The sequence below is a fragment of the Microvirga sp. 2TAF3 genome, from assembly GCF_052114965.1.
In the GTDB taxonomy this organism is placed as follows: Bacteria; Pseudomonadota; Alphaproteobacteria; order Rhizobiales; family Beijerinckiaceae; genus Microvirga.
Map to the genome: position 1 here is coordinate 44,243 of NZ_JBFRFT010000007.1, position 20,512 is coordinate 64,754.

Annotated in this window: 17 protein-coding genes and 1 riboswitch; of the genes, 10 read left to right on the plus strand and 7 right to left on the minus strand. The window is 60.4% G+C overall.

Features of this window, described 5'->3' with window-relative positions; all coding sequences use genetic code 11:
* Positions 1-201: 201 nt before the first annotated feature.
* From AB4Y97_RS09240 to solA, 3 genes are all read right to left on the minus strand, one after another.
* The gene (locus AB4Y97_RS09240) at positions 202-807 is read right to left on the minus strand and encodes a cysteine hydrolase family protein (protein WP_441998742.1); all 606 of its coding nucleotides are present in this window, start codon (positions 805-807) and stop codon (positions 202-204) included.
* Positions 808-912: 105 nt separating this feature from the next.
* Positions 913-2,697 (minus strand): HWE histidine kinase domain-containing protein, encoded by a 1,785-nt coding sequence (locus AB4Y97_RS09245; protein WP_441998743.1) that lies wholly within the window; start codon positions 2,695-2,697, stop codon positions 913-915.
* 371 nt (positions 2,698-3,068) lie between these two features.
* Positions 3,069-4,265: an N-methyl-L-tryptophan oxidase gene (solA, locus tag AB4Y97_RS09250; protein ID WP_441998744.1), complete on the minus strand. Its 1,197-nt coding sequence runs from the start codon at positions 4,263-4,265 to the stop codon at positions 3,069-3,071.
* Between the two features lie 143 nt (positions 4,266-4,408).
* A riboswitch (TPP riboswitch) is annotated at positions 4,409-4,516 on the plus strand.
* A 68-nt stretch (positions 4,517-4,584) separates the two neighbouring features.
* Here solA and thiB point away from each other — a divergent pair.
* The 5 genes from thiB to AB4Y97_RS09275 all read left to right on the plus strand — a co-directional run bounded on the left by thiB (position 4,585) and on the right by AB4Y97_RS09275 (position 10,878).
* Complete coding sequence (thiB, locus tag AB4Y97_RS09255; protein WP_441998745.1) at positions 4,585-5,589, plus strand: thiamine ABC transporter substrate binding subunit; 1,005 nt, start codon at positions 4,585-4,587, stop codon at positions 5,587-5,589.
* Positions 5,590-5,632: 43 nt separating this feature from the next.
* Positions 5,633-7,174: an ABC transporter permease subunit gene (locus AB4Y97_RS09260; RefSeq protein WP_441998746.1), complete on the plus strand. Its 1,542-nt coding sequence runs from the start codon at positions 5,633-5,635 to the stop codon at positions 7,172-7,174.
* Positions 7,161-7,862, plus strand: a complete 702-nt coding sequence (locus tag AB4Y97_RS09265) for a thiamine ABC transporter ATP-binding protein (protein ID WP_441998747.1) — start codon at positions 7,161-7,163, stop codon at positions 7,860-7,862. Before AB4Y97_RS09260 ends, AB4Y97_RS09265 begins: the two co-directional genes overlap by 14 nt.
* A 232-nt stretch (positions 7,863-8,094) precedes the next feature.
* Complete coding sequence (locus AB4Y97_RS09270; protein ID WP_441998748.1) at positions 8,095-10,386, plus strand: putative bifunctional diguanylate cyclase/phosphodiesterase; 2,292 nt, start codon at positions 8,095-8,097, stop codon at positions 10,384-10,386.
* A 198-nt stretch (positions 10,387-10,584) separates the two neighbouring features.
* Positions 10,585-10,878 carry a DUF2218 domain-containing protein gene (locus AB4Y97_RS09275; protein WP_441998749.1) on the plus strand — a complete coding sequence of 98 codons (294 nt, stop codon included), beginning with the start codon at positions 10,585-10,587 and terminating at the stop codon, positions 10,876-10,878.
* A 33-nt stretch (positions 10,879-10,911) separates the two neighbouring features.
* On the opposite strand, the gene AB4Y97_RS09280 is transcribed toward AB4Y97_RS09275, so the two are convergent.
* The 4 genes from AB4Y97_RS09280 to AB4Y97_RS09295 form a co-directional block, all read right to left on the minus strand.
* On the minus strand, positions 10,912-12,009 hold the full coding sequence (locus tag AB4Y97_RS09280) for an ABC transporter ATP-binding protein (RefSeq protein WP_441998750.1): 1,098 nt from the start codon (positions 12,007-12,009) through the stop codon (positions 10,912-10,914).
* A 29-nt stretch (positions 12,010-12,038) separates the two neighbouring features.
* The gene (locus AB4Y97_RS09285) at positions 12,039-12,872 is read right to left on the minus strand and encodes a carbohydrate ABC transporter permease (protein WP_441998751.1); all 834 of its coding nucleotides are present in this window, start codon (positions 12,870-12,872) and stop codon (positions 12,039-12,041) included.
* Positions 12,873-12,879: 7 nt separating this feature from the next.
* Positions 12,880-13,776 carry a carbohydrate ABC transporter permease gene (locus AB4Y97_RS09290; protein ID WP_441998887.1) on the minus strand — a complete coding sequence of 299 codons (897 nt, stop codon included), beginning with the start codon at positions 13,774-13,776 and terminating at the stop codon, positions 12,880-12,882.
* 136 nt (positions 13,777-13,912) lie between these two features.
* A complete protein-coding gene (locus AB4Y97_RS09295; RefSeq protein ID WP_441998752.1) occupies positions 13,913-15,202 on the minus strand; it encodes an ABC transporter substrate-binding protein in 1,290 nt (429 codons plus the stop codon).
* A 386-nt stretch (positions 15,203-15,588) separates the two neighbouring features.
* Between AB4Y97_RS09295 and AB4Y97_RS09300 the strand changes: the two genes are divergently transcribed.
* The 5 genes from AB4Y97_RS09300 to AB4Y97_RS09320 are packed head-to-tail and all read left to right on the plus strand — an operon-like array spanning position 15,589 to position 20,510.
* Positions 15,589-16,470, plus strand: coding sequence for a BadF/BadG/BcrA/BcrD ATPase family protein (locus AB4Y97_RS09300; RefSeq protein ID WP_441998753.1), 882 nt, complete (start codon positions 15,589-15,591; stop codon positions 16,468-16,470).
* The gene (locus AB4Y97_RS09305; RefSeq protein WP_441998754.1) at positions 16,467-17,249 is read left to right on the plus strand and encodes a GntR family transcriptional regulator; all 783 of its coding nucleotides are present in this window, start codon (positions 16,467-16,469) and stop codon (positions 17,247-17,249) included. Before AB4Y97_RS09300 ends, AB4Y97_RS09305 begins: the two co-directional genes overlap by 4 nt.
* Positions 17,239-18,294 (plus strand): SIS domain-containing protein, encoded by a 1,056-nt coding sequence (locus AB4Y97_RS09310; RefSeq protein ID WP_441998755.1) that lies wholly within the window; start codon positions 17,239-17,241, stop codon positions 18,292-18,294. Before AB4Y97_RS09305 ends, AB4Y97_RS09310 begins: the two co-directional genes overlap by 11 nt.
* Positions 18,294-19,421 carry an N-acetylglucosamine-6-phosphate deacetylase gene (gene nagA, locus AB4Y97_RS09315; RefSeq protein ID WP_441998756.1) on the plus strand — a complete coding sequence of 376 codons (1,128 nt, stop codon included), beginning with the start codon at positions 18,294-18,296 and terminating at the stop codon, positions 19,419-19,421. Before AB4Y97_RS09310 ends, nagA begins: the two co-directional genes overlap by 1 nt.
* Positions 19,422-19,442: 21 nt before the next feature.
* A complete protein-coding gene (locus tag AB4Y97_RS09320; protein ID WP_441998757.1) occupies positions 19,443-20,510 on the plus strand; it encodes a Gfo/Idh/MocA family protein in 1,068 nt (355 codons plus the stop codon).
* Positions 20,511-20,512 lie beyond the last annotated feature (2 nt).

A 20,512-nucleotide genomic window follows, 5' to 3' on the forward strand; every position in this document is an offset into this window, starting at 1 on the left:
AAGCGGCGCATCGTTGTATGCGAAAAACCGGGTCCACTTTTCCGCACGATGCGCCAGACCAATGTCCTCAAAATGGGCAAAAATGGGCACCGACTTTGCGCGAGAGGATGCTGCAAATAAGAATCTGGAATCTGATCGCTTCGATGCTTTGCGATCAGGCCCCTATTCATCTCAGCTCCTGCTGCGTACGGAGAGAAGTGCTCATTTCCTCCAGGATGAGAGAACGGTCTCGCTGTCCGATGTCTCGATCTGCTGACTGAAGCGCTTGCTGTAGAGTGACAGCAAGCTGTCATGCCCTTCGTCCGACGAACTGCACAGGCCGTCGGCCACGATGATCACCCTGTAACCATAATCGACGGCGCCGAGCACGGTTGCGAGCACGCACACATCCGTTTCCGATCCTGTCACGACGAGCGTATCGGCTTCACGATTGCGTAAATGATCTGCGAGCTTGTGCCCCGCGAATGCGGAATAGACGGGCTTGTCAATGACGGTGGCAGGAGGAGTCAGTCTCGCCAGGGGCGGCATCAGCTCTAAAAGACCGGGGTCGAGATATTCGCGGGTCGTCTCACGCCAGCGCTCATAATAGAGGCGCCAAGTGCCCGGCATGTCCTCCGGACGCTCGGGCGTGATGAAACGCGTAAAAACCGTCCGCTCTGGGAAGCGTTCGGCGATCCGTGTCACCGTCGGCAACACGCGCTCCATCCAGGGTGTCGGCCAAGGCCCGTCAGACGAGAAGAGACGTTGCATGTCGATGCAAAGATGGACCGTCCTCTCGGTCAAGGGGCCATGCAGCAACGCAGACATAGAAAACTCCCAATGCGTTCTTCAGAACGAGCAAGGAGCCCCTCTGTTCCGAACGAGCATGTGCCTCGCTCGCAATAGATGGAGAGCTATGCAAAAGATGGAGAGCTAAGCAAAGCTGATGGTCGTATCCAGATTTTCTTGGGCCTCTTGGGCCACGGAAAGAGGAAGGCTGATCGTGCAGAGCAGGCCGGCGGGGCGATAATCCAATACCACCTCCCCTGCTAATTCCCGCGACAGCCCCCGTTCGATCAGCCGCGATCCAAAGCCCTTGTGCGTCGGCGGACTGACATGAGGACCGCCTTCCTCGCGCCAGCTCAGAATCAGAAGCTGCTCGCCTTCTCGCTCGAGAAAATCCCAATGAATGAGCACACGCCCGCCGTCCGAAGAAAACGCGCCATATTTGACGGCGTTGGTGGAGAGCTCATGAAGAGCCATTGCGAGAGGCAGGGCAACCCTGGGCGGAAGCTGCAACGCCGGTCCTGCGATCGTGAATCGCTCGGCCTGATCGCGTCGGTAGGGTGCCATTGCTTCCTCCGCGATATCGCGAAGATTGACGCCTTCCCAATTTTCCCGCGTCAGCACGTCATGCGTCTTCGACAGAGCAAACAGGCGTGCCTCGAACGTTTCTCGGGCTATCCTCGGTTCTCCGGCCTTGAAGCTTTGGGCGGCAATGGACTGGACTGTCGCCAGCGTGTTCTTCACCCGATGGTTGAGTTCATTGATCAGGAGCCGGCGGCGCGCATCCGATTTGGCTCTCTCCACGGCTGCCCATGTCCGTTCGGCCACATCGCGGCAGAGCTCGATTTCGGCCTGCGTCCAACGGCGTGGCGTTTTGCTGTGAATGTAAAGATCGGCGCGCAACTGTCCTTCCTTGACCAGAGGCACGGAGATGGAGGCGCTTCTCTCGAGAGCCGCGTATGTTGCGTGGTACCCTTCAGCCCTGGGGTCAGAAAAGGCATCGTCGAACACGACCGTTCGGCCCGACTTCAGATCCGCGCAGAAATGAGGACCGAACGATGCCAGAGAATACCGACCCGAAACGTCCGGCATGTCGTCCATATGCCAATCGACCAATGTCGATAGAACCATCGTGGCGTCGTACACGTCCCCATAACCGACGCGAGTCACTCCCAGATGCCGGCCAAGGGTCTCCGCTACGGTCATCAGGATTTCATCGGGGCGTCCCAGATCCCTGATTTTGTCGCTCAAGGACAGAAGGAAGCGCTCGCGCACCTCGCTGTCCTTGCTGGATGTGATGTCGAGATTGACGATCACAGTCCGGACAGGCTTAGCGTCACTGTCAGGAAGGGATTGTCCCCGCATGAGCAGCCACCGCACGGACCCGTCTTCCCGCACAATCCGATACTCGGCCGTCAGAGGTTCGAGCGTGCGGGAGAAGCGCCGCACCTCGTTCTCCATCTGCGCTCTGTCATCCGGGTGAATGAGGTGAAGCCAGATCAGGAATGGATTGGCATCGTTCGCTTCAGGATCGAGCCCAGTCAGGCGAAACATCTGAGGCGACCAGGAAATCTTGCCGGTGAGGTGATCCCAGTCCCAGATGCCGAGGCCCGCGACGTCCTGGGCGATCTGAAGTCGCTCCTCCCCTTCCCGCAGCACCCGTAGGACGCTCTCGCGCTCCGCTTCGCGAAGGCTGAGCTTGGTCGCCATATCGTTGAACGCGATGCTCAGATGGCCGATCGGCGTATGGGGATTGACCACCTTGACCCGAGTCTGGAGATCGCCCTGCCGCCACCGGTCCACAGCTTGGTTGAACGCAGCGAGGGGCCGCTGCGCGGAGGCTCGGCCTGCAAGCCAGGCAACGGCGATGGCGAGGCAGCCAATAAATACGTAAAAGAACGCCTGACCACTCTGTATCGGCAGCTCCTCCATAAACTGAACCTGCGATGCCCCTAGCGCCAAATGCCTGCCACCGAAGGATCGATTATAACGAGATCGTTCATCTGAGAACAAGGCAACATGGGCGCCTCGATTCAGGTTTATGGCTTATAGTCAGGATCGCGCCTGCCCATTGTGCCGGATTTCCTGCGAGGCATCCCTATGAGAGGCCATGCCCTGCCGAGGCGAGATATCGACAATCGCGCAAACAACCGCTACAAGTTGCAGAAGACATAACGGCTAGCGCGAAGATAGCATCCGCTCAATGGCAACCTCAGGCTTCGAGGGACAGTATGACCACGAAGAGAAAGGAGCGGGTAGATCAATCACGGCCTTGGCACTGAATTCTCGTTCGCTCTTGGACCTCATGACAGGGCTATGGACGGTTCGAACCGCGAGAGAGCGAATGTGGACAAATCGGTTCCGCTTCGGCCCTCGGTCACGATCTGAGCGGCCGCCTCGCCGATCGCGGCCGAATGCTTGAAGCCGTGTCCAGAGCAGGGCGAAACAACAAGAATGCGCTCATTCTCCGGATGACGATCGATGAGGAAATGCGAATCCGGCGTGATTGTATAAAGACACGTCACGGCCTTCACTGCGTTGGTCCGTATGCCCCGCACCCTTCCGGCCAGATGCATGTCATACATCGCTTGCGACTCCGCCGGATCGATGAACCGTTCGACCAGATCCGGCGCAGTCCCCTCGTCATATTGCTCCCCCGCCGTCTTGATAGCGCTGCTTCCGGGCAGTGATGGAAAACCATAGAAGACGTCTCTCGGATCCGACCCGGGAGCCCAGATGAAAACGGGGCTCCGCGCCCAGAGCAGCGCCATGTCTTCCTTCACCGTAAACCAATGCATGACCTGACGGCTTGGTGAAAGCAGCCTATCGAAGGGCGCGCCGAGCAGGGCTGGGGCCCAAGCGCCCGCGGATACAATAACCTGAGAGGCGAGGATCTCGCCCTGGTCGGTCACGATCCGCACGCCACCGCCAATGGGAGCAGCGGATAACACCTTGGTTCCAAGCTGGATGGATGCGCCCAAATCCTTCGCCCGTGTAAGATGGGCGGCAACGCAGCGCTCGGGGCTCAGATATCCACCGCCGGGCTCGAAATAACCGACCTCGCCGTCCTGCGGCGTGAATTGCGGGTAGCGGTAGCGGATCTCAGCGGCATCCAGAACCTCATGGGGAATGCCATAGGTTTTCGCGGCCGTCAGGGTCGTGGCCAGGAAGCTTTTCCGAATGGGGCCGCTGGAGCCCTCGCCCAATCTGCCGATAATCAGACAGCCGTTCTGGTTCAGCAGGCTCTCGCCGGTTGCTTCCTCGAGTTCCTGCCAGATCTCGTTGGAGCGCAGAGCGAGAGGGACATAGGCCGCCCCCTCGCCGATGGCCTGCCGCGTGATGCGCGTTTCCCCATGGGTCGAGCCGCGGTCGTGGGGCGGCCGGAACCGGTCGATGCCAATGGCCTTCACCCCTCGTTTAGCCAGCTGATAGAGAGTGGCCGCGCCCATCGCACCCAAGCCGATCACGGCAACGTCGTAGGATGAAGCAGGGCCAGCCATCGTCAACTCCTCTCGAATACTTATGGCATTCCAACCAGAAACCCGATGGCACAGCAACAGGGGAATGGACGTAAGGGCCATGCCGCAGCCCTTCCTGCCGGAGCGATGGCGCTTGTTCCGGTCTTCGAACTGTTTTAGAAGCAGGGCGTCTCACGGGGAGCCTCATACGGAGGCTGAGAGGCGGCAGGGCCGTCGACCCGTTGAACCTGATCCGGGTCATACCGGCGGAGGGAATGAGCATGCGCCATCGCAGACGAAACTGCGCCCCGTGCACCTTGTGCCACCGCTCCGGCTTGTCTCATGCATGGGAACTTTCCTGATGTTAAACCGACTTGTCTTCATCGCCCTTTCACTCTGCTTCGCGACGAGCCTTGCTCACGCACAGACGAAACCCGTTCTGACGGCCTATACCTACAGCTCTTTCGCCGGCAAATACGGACCCGGCAAGAACGTGAAGGAACGTTTCGAGGCGATCTGCAACTGCGAGCTCAACTGGGTCACGGCCGAAGATGCCGGCAGCCTCGTCGGCCGTCTGCGCCTGGAAGGCGAAGGGACGAAGGCCGATGTGGTCATAGGTCTCGACATGAACCTCGCCGCCGAAGCCAAGGCGCTCAACCTCTTCGCGTCATACGCGACCGACGTAAAGGATCTGTCGCTGCCCATTCAGTGGACGGACGACACCTTCATCCCCTTCGATTGGGGCTATCTCGCCTTCGTCTACGATTCCGACAAGCTCACCAATCCTCCGAAGAGCCTCAAAGAGCTGGTCGAGAATCCCAATGGCCCGAAGATCGTTCTGCAGGACCCGCGCACCAGTGCGCCGGGCCTCGGCTTCCTGCTCTGGATGCATAAGGTCTATGGCGATCAGGCCGACAAGGCATGGGCGCAGCTGAAACCGCGCATCGTCACCTTCACCAAAGGCTGGTCGGAAGCCTATGGCCTGTTCCTGAAGGGTGAGGCGGACATGGTGATGTCCTATACGACCTCGCCCGCCTATCACATCGCCATCGAGAAGAAGAACAACTACAAGGCCGCGGCTTTCGCTGAGGGCAATTACTTGCACGTTGAACTTGCCGGTATGGTCCGCACCTCGAAGCAGCCTGAACTCGCTAGGAAGTTCATGGCCTTCGTCCTGTCGGAGCCCTTCCAATCGGCGATGCCCGAGGGCAACTGGATGATGCCGGCAAAAATGCCCGCTTCGGGCCTTCCGTCAGCCTTCAAGGACGTGGTGCGACCGAGCACGGCACTTCTCTACACGCCGGAAGAAGTACAGCAGAACCGCCGCGCCTTCACGGACGGCTGGCTCAACGCCACGGCGCGTTAAAGCCACCGGCATGAAATACGGGCCGCCACATTCTGGGAGCTTCGTGGCTTTTGCCATCCTGGCCCTGGTTGCAGGCGGTTTCTTCGCCCTGGCGACAGTTGGCGGAGGGCAGCCTGCGCTTCTCTCCGTCGGCCCCTACCTTCTCCGCGTCCTGACCTTCTCCATCGTTCAGGCCACGCTTTCGACCCTTCTGTCTCTCGTCCTCGGCATCGGTCTGGCGCTCGCGCTCGCGCGCCGCCGCTTTCCGGGACGGGACATCGTTCTCGCGATCCTTGGCACCACGATGGTGACGCCGACCATCGTCGCCGTATTTGCCGTCTTCGCCGTCTATGGCCGGAACGGCTGGCTCGCCGAGGCGCTCGGCATGCTCGACTGGACGGAAAGCTTCAGCATCTTCGGCTATCCCGGCATTCTCATCGCGCATGTGTTCCTGAACGCCCCTTTCGTCGCGCGGATCATGCTGGACGCCTTGAACCTGGTGCCCGCCGAACAATGGCGCCTGGCATCGGCGCTCGGCTTCACCCCAGGCCAGGCTTTTCGCCATCTCGACTGGCCGGTTCTGCGCGCGGAAATCCCGGGCATCGCAAGCCTCGTCTTTCTGCTGTGCTTCAAGAGTTTCGCCATCGTGCTGGCGCTTGGCGGCGGCCCGAGCCGCGCGACGCTGGAAGTGGCGATCTATGAAGCGCTCAAGATCGATCTCGATTTCGGCCGCGCGGCGTGGCTTGCCCTCATCCAGCTCGCGATCTGTCTCTCGATCACGATCATCCTCCACGGGACCTTCACCCGGCCGCCAGTCACCACCACGCTCCGAGCCCCGATCAGCCGGCCGGACGCAGCCGACTATCGCCTGAGAATCATCGATACGCTCATCCTCACGCTCGGCGCTTTTTTCATCGCCCCACTTGCTCTGAGCGTCCTGACCGGTTTCCGGCATATTCCGGATGTTCTGGATGCCGACCTGCTCCAAGCCGCCGTTACAAGCTTCGCGATCGCAGCGGCAGCCGCGACCTTGGCCTGTCTACTGGCTCTTTCTCTTGGTGCCGCAGCCCGATCCATGCGTCTCGTCCAGCGTTCTCCGCGCGTGGCGGCGCTCTACGATCTGTTGCCGAATACCCTGATCGCCGTGCCGCCTTTCGCGCTGGCGGCCGGGCTCTTTCTCATGATCCGTCCCATTGCGGACCCTGCAACGGCAGGGCTGATCCTTCTGCCTCTCATCAACGGCCTCGGCGCTCTTCCCTTCGCCTATCGCTATGTTGCACCAAGGCTGATGCTTGCCGAGGAGAGATACGGCCGCTTGTCCGCATCGCTAGGCATGACCGGCATGGCGAAGCTGACGATCATGGACTGGCCCTTGCTGAAGCGCCCGCTCGGGGCAGCTTTCGCGTTGACCATGGCACTCTCGTTCGGCGATTTCGGCATCATCGCGCTGTTCGGCGGCACGGAACTGCGTACCCTGCCCTATCTTCTTTATGAGCGGCTTGGAGCCTACCGGCTCGAAGAAGCATCGGCGATCGGATTGATCATTCTTTTCGCCGCTTTTCTTCTCGCTCGCGTGTCAGGTCGATTGTCCCATGCTGGTCATTGAGAATTGCCGCCTGTCCTGGCCGGACTTCAAGGCCGACTATTCGCTGAAAGTGAAAAACGGGACACTCTGTGCCGTCGTGGGTCCCTCGGGTGGCGGCAAGACCACCCTTCTGCACATGATCGCTGGGTTCGAAACCCCGAAAAGCGGTCAGCTGACCTTCAACGGGAAAGACTTGCTGTCCCTTCCGCCGGCGGAGCGCCCTGTCGTCATCGTCTTTCAGGACCACAATCTTTTTCCGCATCTGACGGCGGCGGAGAACGTCGCGCTGGGGCTTCGTCCATCATTGCGCCTGACAGGCGCGGAGAAGGCTGTCGTGTCCGAGATGCTGGAGGCCGTAGGCCTGAAGGGCTTCGACCTGCGCAGACCCGGCGACATGTCGGGCGGGCAGCGTCAGCGCGTGGCGCTGGCCCGCGCATTGATGTCCTGCCGCCCACTGATCCTGCTTGATGAGCCCTTCAGCAGTCTCGATCCCCACCTGCGCCGCAGCATGATCCGGCTCGTCGACGAGCTTCGCCGCGAGCGGGCCATAACGATCATCATGTCGATCCACACCCCAGATGATGTAGAGGGCATTGCCGAGCAGATGGCATTCGTGGCGAACGGCAAGGTCATCGCCACGGGGACACCGCCCGAAATTCTGAACGGCCCTTACGCCGTCGACATTGCGGCTCTTGCATCAGATCCATGAGGAAATCCGGGAGAATGAACCCTCGGCAGACGTCCGAAGCGGTGGAAATGGTGCTGGATGAAGCATTTTAAGGTTGTGCAGAGGCCTGCTCAGGGACCTGTTGTCAAGCTTTTCTCATAGTGTATGTAAATTTGTTACGCTTCTTGAGGTTAACCCGATTCCCCCTGAAAGTGGCCTTGCATCCCGGCGAAAAGCGGACGTTAACTGGATCCCCGACCTTCACGTGACATCGATGCTAGAGACGCCCTCCCAATCCCTGACCTCTTTCGGTGGCGAGTTTCGTGCTCCGGAGCGGGAGGCTGCTTTTCAGGCGGAACGTCTCCCCGAAACCCTCCGGCATCTTCGCCTGCTCCTTCTCCTGTCGGCAATCCTCAACACGCTATTCTTCATCAGCGATTGGCGCTTCTACGGCACGCCTCACTTCTATATCGCGATAGCTGCCCGCATGATCGTGGTGCTGATCGCGCTGCTGTGCCTCTGGACGATCAGCCGCGCCACGGGCTTCTGCCAGGCCCAGAAGTCGATGGTAACCTGGGAATGGATCAACGGCGCGGCCGTGGCTCTTCTCGTCAGCTCACACAGCGATCTCGCGCTCTTCATCGTGCTGCTGCTTCCATCGATCTACTATCTGGCCGTCCCCACCGAATTCCGCTGGTCGATGATCTCGGGTGCCGCCTGCAGCGTGATGATGCTGGCCGGCTATATGTATCCGGAGATATTGGGCTCCACCACGATTGGACTCGTGTTGGCCGTGGTCACGCTGAATTTCGCCCTTCTTCTTGTCGTAGCACGGTCGAACAGGCTTCAGCGAACCGAATGGGCGTCAACGCAAGCGGAACGGCGCGCCAAGGAGGAGCTCGTCGAAAGCAGGGCCATGTTCGAGACGATGTTCAAAACCGTGCCGATCCCTCTCGTCGTCGTGCGAATGGATGGTGCGATCGTCGATACGAATGATGCCGCGACCCGCTATTTCGGAGCATCCTGGGAGACGCTCGGCATCCAGTCGATCAACGAGATCTATGTCACTCCGACCGATCGCGAGGCTTTCCTCGCGGCCCTCAGGAAAGACGGTCATGCCGATGATTTCGAGACCATAGTGCGTTTGGCGGACGGTTCGGTTCGCACCGTTCTTCTCGCCGGCACGACGCTTGAGATCGGAGGTATTCCCCACATCATGTCGGCAGTCGTCGACATCACGGAACGCAAGGCCGCAGAGGAGCGCTCCTGGCGCGCGGCGAGCCACGATACGCTGACGGATCTCCCCAACCGCGCCCTCTTTCAAAGCCGCCTCGAACAGGCCCTTGTCCAGGCCGAGCGAAACGGAACCAGCATCAGCCTCATCCTCATCGATCTCGACAATTTCAAGAGCGTCAACGATACCCTCGGTCATGACGCCGGAGACGCTCTTCTCAGGAAAGCCGCAGAGCGCTTGCGCGCCATTGTGCGAGACTGCGACACGGTGGCGAGACTGGGCGGCGACGAATTCGTCCTTATCGTAGGCGAGCCTTTGCTCCTGGACGACGCGGAGGCGCTCGCCGAGCGGATTCTGGCCAGTCTCAAGCAGCCCATTTCCTATAAAGACGATATTCTCTCCGCTCAGGCCAGTATCGGGATCGCAAGTTATCCCGACCATGACAGCAGACCGGCCGAGCTGATGAAGGATGCGGATCTCGCCCTCTATGCCGCAAAAGCACAGGGGCGAAATCGCGCCGTCGTCTATTCGCCGGACATGCGTCTGCATATCGAGCATAAGGCAAGCGTCGCACGTAGCATCAACGAAGCTCTGCGGCGTGGGCAGATCGTTCCATTCTACCAACCAAAGATCGACCTTGCGACCGAACGGGTCATTGGCTTCGAGGCTCTGGCGCGCTGGCATCACCCTGAGCAAGGGCTTCTCACGCCTGCTGCCTTTGCCAGCGCCTTCGAAGACCCGGAACTTTCCATTGCGATCGGCGGAAGCATGATCCGCCAAGTTGCGGCAGATGTCAGATCCTGGCTCGATCAGGGAATCGATTGCGGCCGGATCGCCGTCAACCTTTCGACAGCCCAGTTCAACTGGATCGGTCTCGCCAAACGCTTCCTCGACGTCCTCCATGCTGCCGGTGTTCCGAACGAGCGTCTGGAAGTGGAAATCACGGAAACGGTATTCCTAGGCCGCAGCGCCTCGCATGTGGCGGCCGCCCTGAAGCAATTCCACGACAGCGGAATCAGGATTGCCCTCGACGATTTCGGCACCGGGTATGCCTCGCTGATTCATCTCAAGCAATTTCCCGTCGACGACATCAAGATCGACCGGAGCTTCGTGAAGGATCTGGAAACAGATCCAGACAATGCAGCAATCGTTCTCGCCGTTATCGAACTGGGGATGAGCCTAGGAATGGATGTAATCGCGGAAGGCGTGGAAACGGCCGAGCAGGTTCGATTCCTGCGCGCAAAGGGCTGCAATCAGGTGCAAGGCAACTTCTACGCGATTCCCATGGCAGCTTGCGATGTTCCTCAATTCCTCAGCCAGAAGACAGCGTGAAATCAAAAAGTAATCTGCAGCGGTCTGCCCCTCACGCCCGATCAATCGATACAACAGAGGCAATAGTTATTTCATTGCAAGACCTACTCAAAAATGACCATTGAAATTGACCGCCGAGATGGAGCATTCTCTTGGGTGAGTCGCCATTTCAATGGACCGATCGCTTTAGAGCTGAAAATTTCGTAGGAAAAAAGAGGCATGGCAGCCCTGAGATCAGAGGCCACTGTCGGCACAGAGGTGCCCGATCGCTATCTTGCCCAGCTCTGCAAGCACTTTGCGCACGAAATTCCGATAAGCTGCTCTGGGACCGAAGGTCATGCCGAATTCGGCTTTGGGCATTGCACCATGCAGGCTTCCGAACGCTACCTTGTACTGGTGGTTGAGGCCGAGGACGAGCAGTCCCTCGCCCGCATGCAGCGTCTCATCGGCCTCCGTCTGGAACGCTGCATGTGGCGTGAGAGGCCGGTGATCAACTGGGTCCGAAGCAGTTAATCCGACAGGAGGCAAGAGAGTTCGCCTGGCCTGTCATGACGCGCGCATATGCCCCCGAACCGATCGGCCGGTCGCATCGAAAGCATGCAAGGCCTGACGGGAAAGGTGAGCGGTGAAAGGCTCGCCGGGAAACGCCTCCACATCACCCGTCGCGCGGACGATCACATCGTCCCCGCTCGCCAGTTTCATATAGATATAGCTTGCTTCACCCAACCGCTCCACGGCATCGATCCGGCCATCGAGAGGAATCGTATCGGGTCCCTGATCCGTCATATGTTCCGGCCGGATTCCAACCGTCACCTCATCACCCGCCTCAAGCCCGTCATGCGCAATTTCCACCACGGCCTCGGCTCCCGCGAATCCGATGGCGATACGGTCACCATCCACGACGCGGACCTGCCCCTTGATGAAGTTCATCCGAGGCGAGCCTATGAAACCCGCGACGAAGAGGTTGCAGGGATTGCGGTAAAGCTCAAGCGGCGCGCCGATCTGCTCGATCCGACCATGATTGAGAACGACGATCTTGGAAGCCAAGGTCATTGCCTCAACCTGATCGTGGGTCACGTAGATCATGGTCGCACCGAGGTCCCGATGCAGCTTTGCGATCTCGAGCCGTGTGTTGACGCGCAGGGCGGCATCCAGGTTCGAAAGCGGCTCATCGAACAGGAAGACGCTCGGATTGCGCACGATGGCGCGGCCTATAGCGACCCGCTGTCGCTGACCGCCTGACAGTTCCCGGGGCTTGCGATGGAGGAGTGCGGACAGTTTCAGGATCTCCGCGGCCTGCCGCACGCGGCGATCGACCTCCGCTTTGTCCGTCTTCGCGAATTTGAGGCCGAACGCCATGTTCTTGTAGACCGACATATGCGGATAGAGCGCATAGGATTGGAATACCATGGCGATCTTCCGGTCGGCCGGCGGCAATTCGTTCACGCGCCGCCCGCCGATACGAAGCTCGCCGGCGCTCACATCCTCGAGGCCCGCAATTGTGCGCAAAAGCGTGGACTTGCCGCAGCCCGAAGGACCGACAAAGACGACGAACTCCCCGTCACCGACGGTCAGATCGATATCGCGCAGGATCTCTATCGAGCCGTAGGATTTTGCGACACGATGAAGGGAAACCTCAGCCATCGATCCAACTCCGGGAAAGGAATAGCATGCTACTTGACAGCACCAGCGGTCAGGCCGCGGACGAGGTAGCGCGAGAAGAGAAGATAGAGAACGAGAATCGGCGCAATCGCCAGGGTCAGAGAGGCGAGAACGGCATTCCAATCGGTCACGTACTGGCCGATGAATTGCTGCACGCCGAGCGTGACCGTCTGCTTGCCGTCACCGGGAGCAAGGATCAGCGGAAACCAGAGATCGTTCCAGATCGGTACCATGGTGAAGACGGCAACCGTGGCGATGGCCGGGGTAATGAGGGGCAGGATGATGCTGCCGAAGATCCGATACTCGCTCACGCCATCGCACCGCGCTGCATCGCGCAGGTCCTTCGGGATCTGTTGGATGAACTCGCCAAGAATCAGGATCGCGAGGGGAAGTCCTTGTGCGACATAGACGAGGATCAGCGCGGTCAACGTATTGACCAAATGCAGATCCACCATCATCCGCAGGATGCTGACGCTGCCTAGCCGGATCGGCACCATGATGCCGATGGCCATGTAGAGGGTAATGATCGTGTTTCCGCGAAAACGATATTCCGAGAGCGCCCATGCTGCCATGGCGCCGATGAGAATGATCAGGCCGAGAGAGACCACCGTCACTGTGAGGCTGTTCAGGAAATAGAGCCCGAAATCGGACTTGGCGAAGACCTGATCGAAGCCGATGGTCGTAAACGTGCGTGCATCCGGGAAGCCGAGCGGATCGGAGAAGATCGCACGGCGCGTCTTGAATGCGTTGATCAGGATCAGCACCACCGGCCCGATGGCGAGGGCCGTATAGAGAAGCAGCGCGATGTGAACGGCAATGCGGCCCGGCCTGACATTCAATCTCATGGCGCCCTCAGAAAGTATGCCGTTGCAGCCGTCGCTGCACGCCGAAGAGATAGATCAGGACACCTGTCAGGATGATGATCAGCATCGCCGTCGCCACCGTGGCCCCCATGGTGGGGCTTCCCATCTGAAGCTGGTAGCCGAAGAAGGTGCGGTAGAAGAACGTGCCCAGAATATCCGTCGAGAAGTTCGGTCCCGCGAGTGCGCCTTTGACGGCGTAAATCAGGTCGAAGGCGTTGAAGTTCGCCACGAAGGTCAGAATGGAGACGACGCCGAGCGTCGGCAGGATCAAGGGCAGACGCACGAACCAGAACACGCTGAACGGCCCTGCCCCATCCACTGTCGCAGCATCGAGAAGATCCTCCGGAATGTTCAGGAGCGCCGCATAAATCAGCATCATCGGAATGCCGACGAACTGCCAGACGGAAATGAGGGAGATGGTGAGCAGTGCCGTGGATTCTTGCCCGAGCCATGGACCAAAGAAACTTCCTAGTCCCACGGTGCTCAGAACCTTTTCGGCAATGCCCCAGAGCGGATTGAGCATCAATTGCCAGATGAAGCCGATGATGACGACCGACAACATGGTTGGCAGGAACAGGAGCGTACGATAGATGCTGCCGCCCGTCAGGCGGGGGAGGCTGAGCAGCATGGCAAGCCCCAATCCGATACCGTTCTGCACCACCATGTGAATACCGAAGAAGATCAGATTGTTGCGAAGCGCATTCCAGAACTGGCTCGACCAGACCGGATCGGTCAGAAGGGTATGGAAATTTCCGAGTCCGTTGAATTGGGACACACCGGTCTCGTCACCCGCATAGAAGCTGAGACGGATCGTGTCGATCAGCGGATAGATGGAGAAAAACGTATAAATTACCAGCGCAGGCGCGAGAAACACAGCTATATGCATGGGAAAGCGCGAGCGCGCGGGGGCACTTTCCAGAGGCGCGTCCGAAATCAAGGAACTCGTCGACATCGAAATCTCGCTCGGAGAGTAAAGTTGACGGGCCACCGGTTTCGGGCGACCCGTCTTGTTCGCTGAGCGACTACTTCTTGTGGGGCTCGTACCAGCTCGCGAGCCCATCCTCGGCCTTCTTCGCGGCCTCCTCGGGCTTCATGGTCCCATTGAGAACCTGAGCGCTCACGTTCCAGAGTTCGTTCTCGAGGTTTGGCGTGCCGCGTGACAGGATCTGGTAAGAGTTGCGGATCGAGCTCTCGCAGGTCCCGCGCCAGCCGACGAATTTCGCCGCGACAGGATCCTTCACTGTGACCTTGTCCTTGGAAAGCGGGAAGAAGCCCGGCAGGGCGTTCGCGTAGATATCCGCAAACTCGGACGACGCGATCCAACTCAGAAAGGTCTTGGCCGCTTCCACGTTCTTCGACTTGGCGTTGATGCCGAGCGCGATATCCGTGTGGTCGCTGATATAGCACTTGCCCGTACCTTCGGGTACCGGCGGCGCGAAGGCGTCGAATTCGAAATCGGCCTGCTTGCGGAAAATTGGAACGTCCCAAGATCCCGCAGGATAGATGGCGGCGCGGCCGAGCGTGAACAGGTTCTGCGTATCCGGATATTTCTGGGACTGGTAGCCCTTGCCAAGATAGGGAGCCCAGCTCGCAAGCTCGGTGAAGGTCTGCACATAGGCCGGATCGGTGAACTTCTGCTTGCCCTCGATGAGGGCCTTGCGGCCCTCCTCGCCCTTCCAATAATTCACGCCGATATTCTGGAAGCCCATGGTAGCGGCTTCCCACTGATCGGCGGTTCCCATGGCGATGGGTGTGTATTTGCCATCTGCCTTGATCTTGTCGAGAACCGCATGGAACTCCGCTACCGTCTTCGGCGGTGTCAGCTTCAGCTCGTCGAAAATTGCCTTGTTGTAGATGAAGCCGTGAATCACCGATGCCATCGGCATGCAGAAGGCCGTCTTGCCGTCATCCGTTGACCAGGCGCTCTTGGCGACGTCTGAGAAATTCTCGATCCCCTTCACGTCGTCGACGGGGAGCAGATTCCCCTTCTTGAACAGATCGAGAGAGGCATCGAAGGGTCTGCAGGTGATGAGATCGCCTGCGGTGCCGCCAGCAAGACGCGCATTGAGAGCAGCGTTGTATTCGGTCGGGGGATCGGCTTTGAACTGGACCTTGATATTCGGATATTTCTTGTTGAAAGCCGGAATGATCTGGTTGTTCCAGACATCCGCGTCGTCATTGCGCCAGCTTTCGATGGTCAGGGTCTGAGCCGAGGCGGCGCTGGCGAACGCCATGGTGGCTGCGACCACCGAAGCCGTGGCTAGAAACTGTTCCGCGCAGCGCAGGAGGGCTTTGGTGTGAAGAGGTCTCATCGTCGTGTTTCCTCCGTCAGGCTTTTAGGGCGCCTGGCCATACCCTTCATTAGACCCCTCGTTTCTTCCTGTGCGGCTTTGACCGCATTCTTTCGTTTTCCCGCAAAGGCGGCTTCGACTGTCCCATTTGACGCGGTGACGAACAAGTGACCTTATAGTGGTATCGCTTGCGCCGGGAGCCGCCAAGCTTCTTATCGCCTTGTTATATAGCACCATTGTCCTATTTCCATCGTTCCGCCGTCTTCATCCTATGATCGTGTCTGCTGATATGATCGCCAGGAGAGAAAGGCCGCCCGAAATTGCGCCCTTCACGAACTGGACATTAAGTGGCATGGTAGCCCCCTGAGATCAGATGTTCCTTTTGTGCCACCTGCGATCCATTGACGATGAATGAGTCCCTGTTCCTTGGCATTGATGGCGGCGGCACGAAGTGTCGGGCGCGTCTGCGCGATGCCGAGGGGAATTTTCTCGGCGAAGGAACGGGCGGCCCATCGAATATCCGGCTCGATCCCGATCTGGTCTGGAACTCGATCCTGACCGCCTGTCGCGAAGCCATTGCCCAAGCCGGTCTTCAGGAGGCCGATTTCAAACGCATTCACGCAGGAATGGGCGCAGCCGGCGCGGGGCAGACCAGCGCTGTCGAGCGCCTGATGTCCCGGCCTCATCCCTTCGCATCCTTTTCCATCGATACGGATGCCCACACCGCGTGGCTCGGCGCCTTCGGCGGCGGCGACGGGGCCATCCTGATCGTCGGGACCGGCTCGTGCGGTTATGGCGGCGTCGGTGGGCGACGCTACTATGTCGGCGGCTGGGGCTATGAAATTTCCGATGAAGGCAGCGGGGCTGCGATCGGACGCGAAGCCCTGCGCCGCGCCATCTGGGCTTATGATGGGCGCATGGCCTCAAGCCCGCTCTCCGATGCGATTTTGTCCGAGTTCGGCAACAATCCCGAGGCTCTTGTGGATTGGGTCGGCAAGGCCCGTCCCAGCGATTATGCACGCTATGCGCCGCTTGTTCTCCAGCATGCGCTTCAGCGCGATCCTCTCGGTATCAGGCTGATTCAGGATGCGGCAGCAGGCATGGCGCAGATCGCCACCCGCCTACTCGATCTCGGCGCACCAGCCATATGTCTGTTCGGCGGGCTTAGCGAACCCTTACGGCCATGGCTGCCGCCGCCGTTGCAACAGGCTGTTACGCAGCCCAAAGCGGACGCCTTGGACGGCGCTATTCTTCTGGGGCGGGAAGCCTCACCGCGGAGGCCCCGATGACTGACCAAGCCTCCGATGCGCTGGAGCTGATTCCTCTCGACGAGAGTAATCCCACCCCGCTTTATCTTCAGCTGCAGCAATCCATCGAAGAAGCGGTCCGAAAGGGCGCGATCAAGGCGGATGATGCGCTTCCCGGCGAGCGGGACCTGGCGAAGCAACTCGGCGTCTCCCGCGTCACGGTGCGCAAGGCGATTACGGGTCTCGTCAAGAAAGGTGTGCTCGTCCAGCGCTGGGGATCCGGCACTTTCATCGCGCCACAGATGCGGCTCGAGCAGCCCCTGTCGCGCCTGTCAAGCTTCACCGACGACATGTCGGCCCGCGGCCTGCCCTCTTCCGCGCTTCTCCTGAGCCAGTCGGTCGGGCAGGCTTCGCCCAACGAGCTGATGGCGCTCGGCCTTTCGCCCGGCGACCAGGTGAGCCGCGTCAATCGCTTGCGCCTCGCCAACGGCATTCCCATGGCCATCGAACATGCCGTCATTCCAAGCCGGTTTCTGCCCGACCCGTCCCTCGTCAAGCAATCCCTCTATGCGGTGCTGCACGAGCAAGGCGTGATGCCGAGCCGGGCCCTGCAACGGCTTCACGCGGTGCTGTTGTCCGACGAGCAGGCCTCCCTGCTCCAGGTGCCTCCCCGAAGCCCCGCGCTTTACATCGAACGCCGCTCGTTCACCGGAACGGGCGAGGCGGTCGAATTCACCTCGTCCTATTACCGGGGCGATGCCTATGACTTCGTGGCAGAGCTAACCATCAGCCAGCCAGACCGGACCCATCATGATGCCTGAGCAAAACCGTTCCGAACCCACCGTCACAGCCATGTTGCGCGAGGCCTGCGAGGCACCGCAGGTTGTGGCACGCCTTCTTGAGAGCAACGCCGCCTTGTGCCGCGACCTCGGCGCGCGCCTGCGTGCCGCGCCACCGCCCTTCGCGGTGACCTGCGCGCGCGGCAGCTCGGACAATGCGGCAACCTTCGCCAAGTATCTGCTCGAGATCCATTCGGGCCTGGTGACGGCCTCCGTCGGCCCTTCCGTGACATCGGTCTATGCCGCGCGGCCGCGCATGCGCGATGCGCTGTTTCTCGCCGTCTCGCAATCGGGCCGCAGCCCGGACATCCTCCACCTCGCCCAGGCGGGGCGGGACGACGGCGCGCTGACCGTCGCTCTCGTCAACGACACGACCTCCCCTCTGGCTTCGACCTGCGAGGTCGTGCTGCCGCTGCATGCGGGACCGGAAAAGAGCGTCGCGGCGACGAAATCATTCATCGCTGCGCTCGCGGCCTCCCTGCAGCTCGTCGCGCATTGGTCGCAGGATCGCAATCTGCTGACAGCGCTCGACCAACTGCCGGAAGCGCTGGACAAAGCAGCCGCGCTGGACTGGTCCACAGCGCTTCCGCTGCTAACGCAGGCGGACGACCTCTTCGTCGTCGGGCGAGGCGTCGGCTTTGCGATGGCGCAGGAAGCAGCGCTCAAGCTGAAGGAGACATCGGGTATTCACGCGGAGGCCATGAGCTCGGCCGAGCTGATGCACGGTCCTTGGACACTCGCAGGCGATCATTTCCCGATCTTGATTCTGAGCCAGCACGACGAAACCTTGAGCGGCGTCAACGATCTCGTGACGAAGCTGAACGACCAGAACGTTCCCGTCATCGTCGCCGGCGCCGCGGAAGGGCCCGCGAAGGTCATGCTGCCATCGGTCGAGGGCATTCATCCCTTCATTGCACCGATCACGCTGATCCAGAGCTTCTATCCGCTCGTGAACGCCATCGCCCAGGCGCGCGGCCGCGACCCCGACAATCCTCCGCGCCTGCGCAAAGTGACGGAGACGGTGTGATGGCTTTCGCGCTCACTGGAGCCCGCATCTTCGACGGCAACCACATTCTGGAAGGCCGCGCGGTCGTGATCGAAAACGGCCGCATCGTCGGCGTGCCGCATGAGAAGGATCTCTCCCCCGGAATCGAGCGCCGTGGGATCGAGGGGCTGCTCGCGCCCGGTTTCATCGACGTGCAGGTCAATGGCGGCGGCGGCGTTCTCTTCAACGACGTGCGAAGCCTGGAAGGTCTCAGGACCATCGCGGCGGCGCACCGGGCCTTTGGCACAGTCGGTTTGCTGCCGACCTTCATCACCGATACGCGCGAGCGGATGGCGGGAGCGATGGACGCGATGCGCCAAGCGCTCGCCGCCCGCGTTCCCGGCGTCCTCGGCATTCATGTGGAGGGGCCCTTCATCAATCCCGAGCGCAAGGGGGTGCACAACCCCGCCTATATGCGCCCGATGGAGGATGAGGATATCGCCATCCTGACGTCCCTGACCGAGGGGCGAACGCTTGTGACCCTTGCGCCTGAAAAGAACGGCCTGGACGCCATTACGCGCCTTGCCGCGGTAGGCGTGCTGATCTGCGCGGGCCACACGGCGGGCGATTATGCCACGATCATGGAAGCCTGCCGCCACGGCCTGCGGGGGTTCACCCATCTCTTCAACGCCATGCCGCCGCTGGTGGGACGCGATCCCGGCCCGGTCGGCGCGGCCCTCGACAGCAACGGCACATGGTGCGGCCTGATCGTCGACGGCCATCATGTGGACGATGCCTCCTTGCGCGTCGCCATCGCGGCGAAAGGTACCGAGCGGATGATGCTCGTGACCGACGCCATGTCCGTCACCGGCACGAATCTCGAAAGCTTCGACCTTCACGGCCGCACGATCTATCGCCGGGACGGGAAGCTGACGACGGCCGACGGCACGCTTGCCGGTTCCGATCTCGACATGGCGAGTGCCGTCCGCAACAGCGTGCAACGCCTAGGCCTGTCCCTGCCCGATGTGCTGCGCATGGCCTCCCTGGCGCCCGCGTCCTTCCTGAGGCTCGACCATGAACTCGGGCGTATCGCCCCCGGCTATCGCGCAAGCCTCGTGCTTCTCGACGACGGCCTCAACGTGCGGCAAACTTGGATCGATGGCGAATAGAACGATGGCATAGGTGTCTCGATGGGCGCGAAGAGGGTTCTCGTTGTTGGGCTCGGCAATATGGGAATGTCCCACGCCCTCGCCTATGACCGGATCGAGGGCTTCGAGGTCACAGGCCTCTGCACGCGCAACATCGACGACGTCGCGATTCCCGCCTCCTTGCAGAAGGCCCGACGCTTCACGCAGTTCGAAGAGGCGCTCACGGCCCTTGCACCGGACGTGGTTTCGATCAACACGTGGTCGGACACCCATGCGGCCTACGCCATCCAAGCGATGGAAGCGGGCGCCCACGTCTTCGTGGAGAAGCCGCTTGCCGATACGGTTGTCGATGCGGAGCGCGTGATCGAGACCGCTATCAGGACCGGGCGCAAGCTCGTCGTCGGTTATATCCTGCGGCATCATCCGTCCTGGATCAGATTCATCGAGATCGCCAGAACCCTCGGTACGCCTCATGTCTTTCGGATGAACCTCAATCAGCAATCGAGCGGGGCGGCTTGGGAGGCTCACAAGCGGCTGCTGCAATCCCTCTCGCCGATCGTCGATTGCGGCGTGCATTATGTAGACGTCATGTGCCAGGTCACGCGCGCGAAGCCTGTGCAGGTTCACGCCATCGGCACGCGCCTGACGGACGACATGCCGGAGGGCATGTACAATTATGGCCACCTGCATGTGACTTTCGACGACGGGTCAGTCGGCTGGTACGAAGCGGGCTGGGGGCCGATGATGAGCGAGACGGCCTATTTCGTGAAGGACGTCATCGGCCCGAAAGGCAGCGTCAGCATCGTCATGGCCGAGACCTCGGGCGACATCAAATCGGCCGACATCAACGCCCATACGAAGACAAACCAGATCCTGCTCCATCATGCTGCGCTGAAGCCCGATGGAACGCTCGCGAAAGCCGACGAGCGTATCGACACGGCGGACGAGCCGGATCATGACGCCCTGTGCGAGCGCGAGCAGCGTTTCCTGCTCCGCGCGATCGATGAAGATCTCGATCTTTCGGATCACATGAACGATGCGGTCAGATCCTTGCGGATCGTTCTTGCCGCCGATGAAGCTGTTCGCACCGGATGCGTTATAGCGCTCTGAGA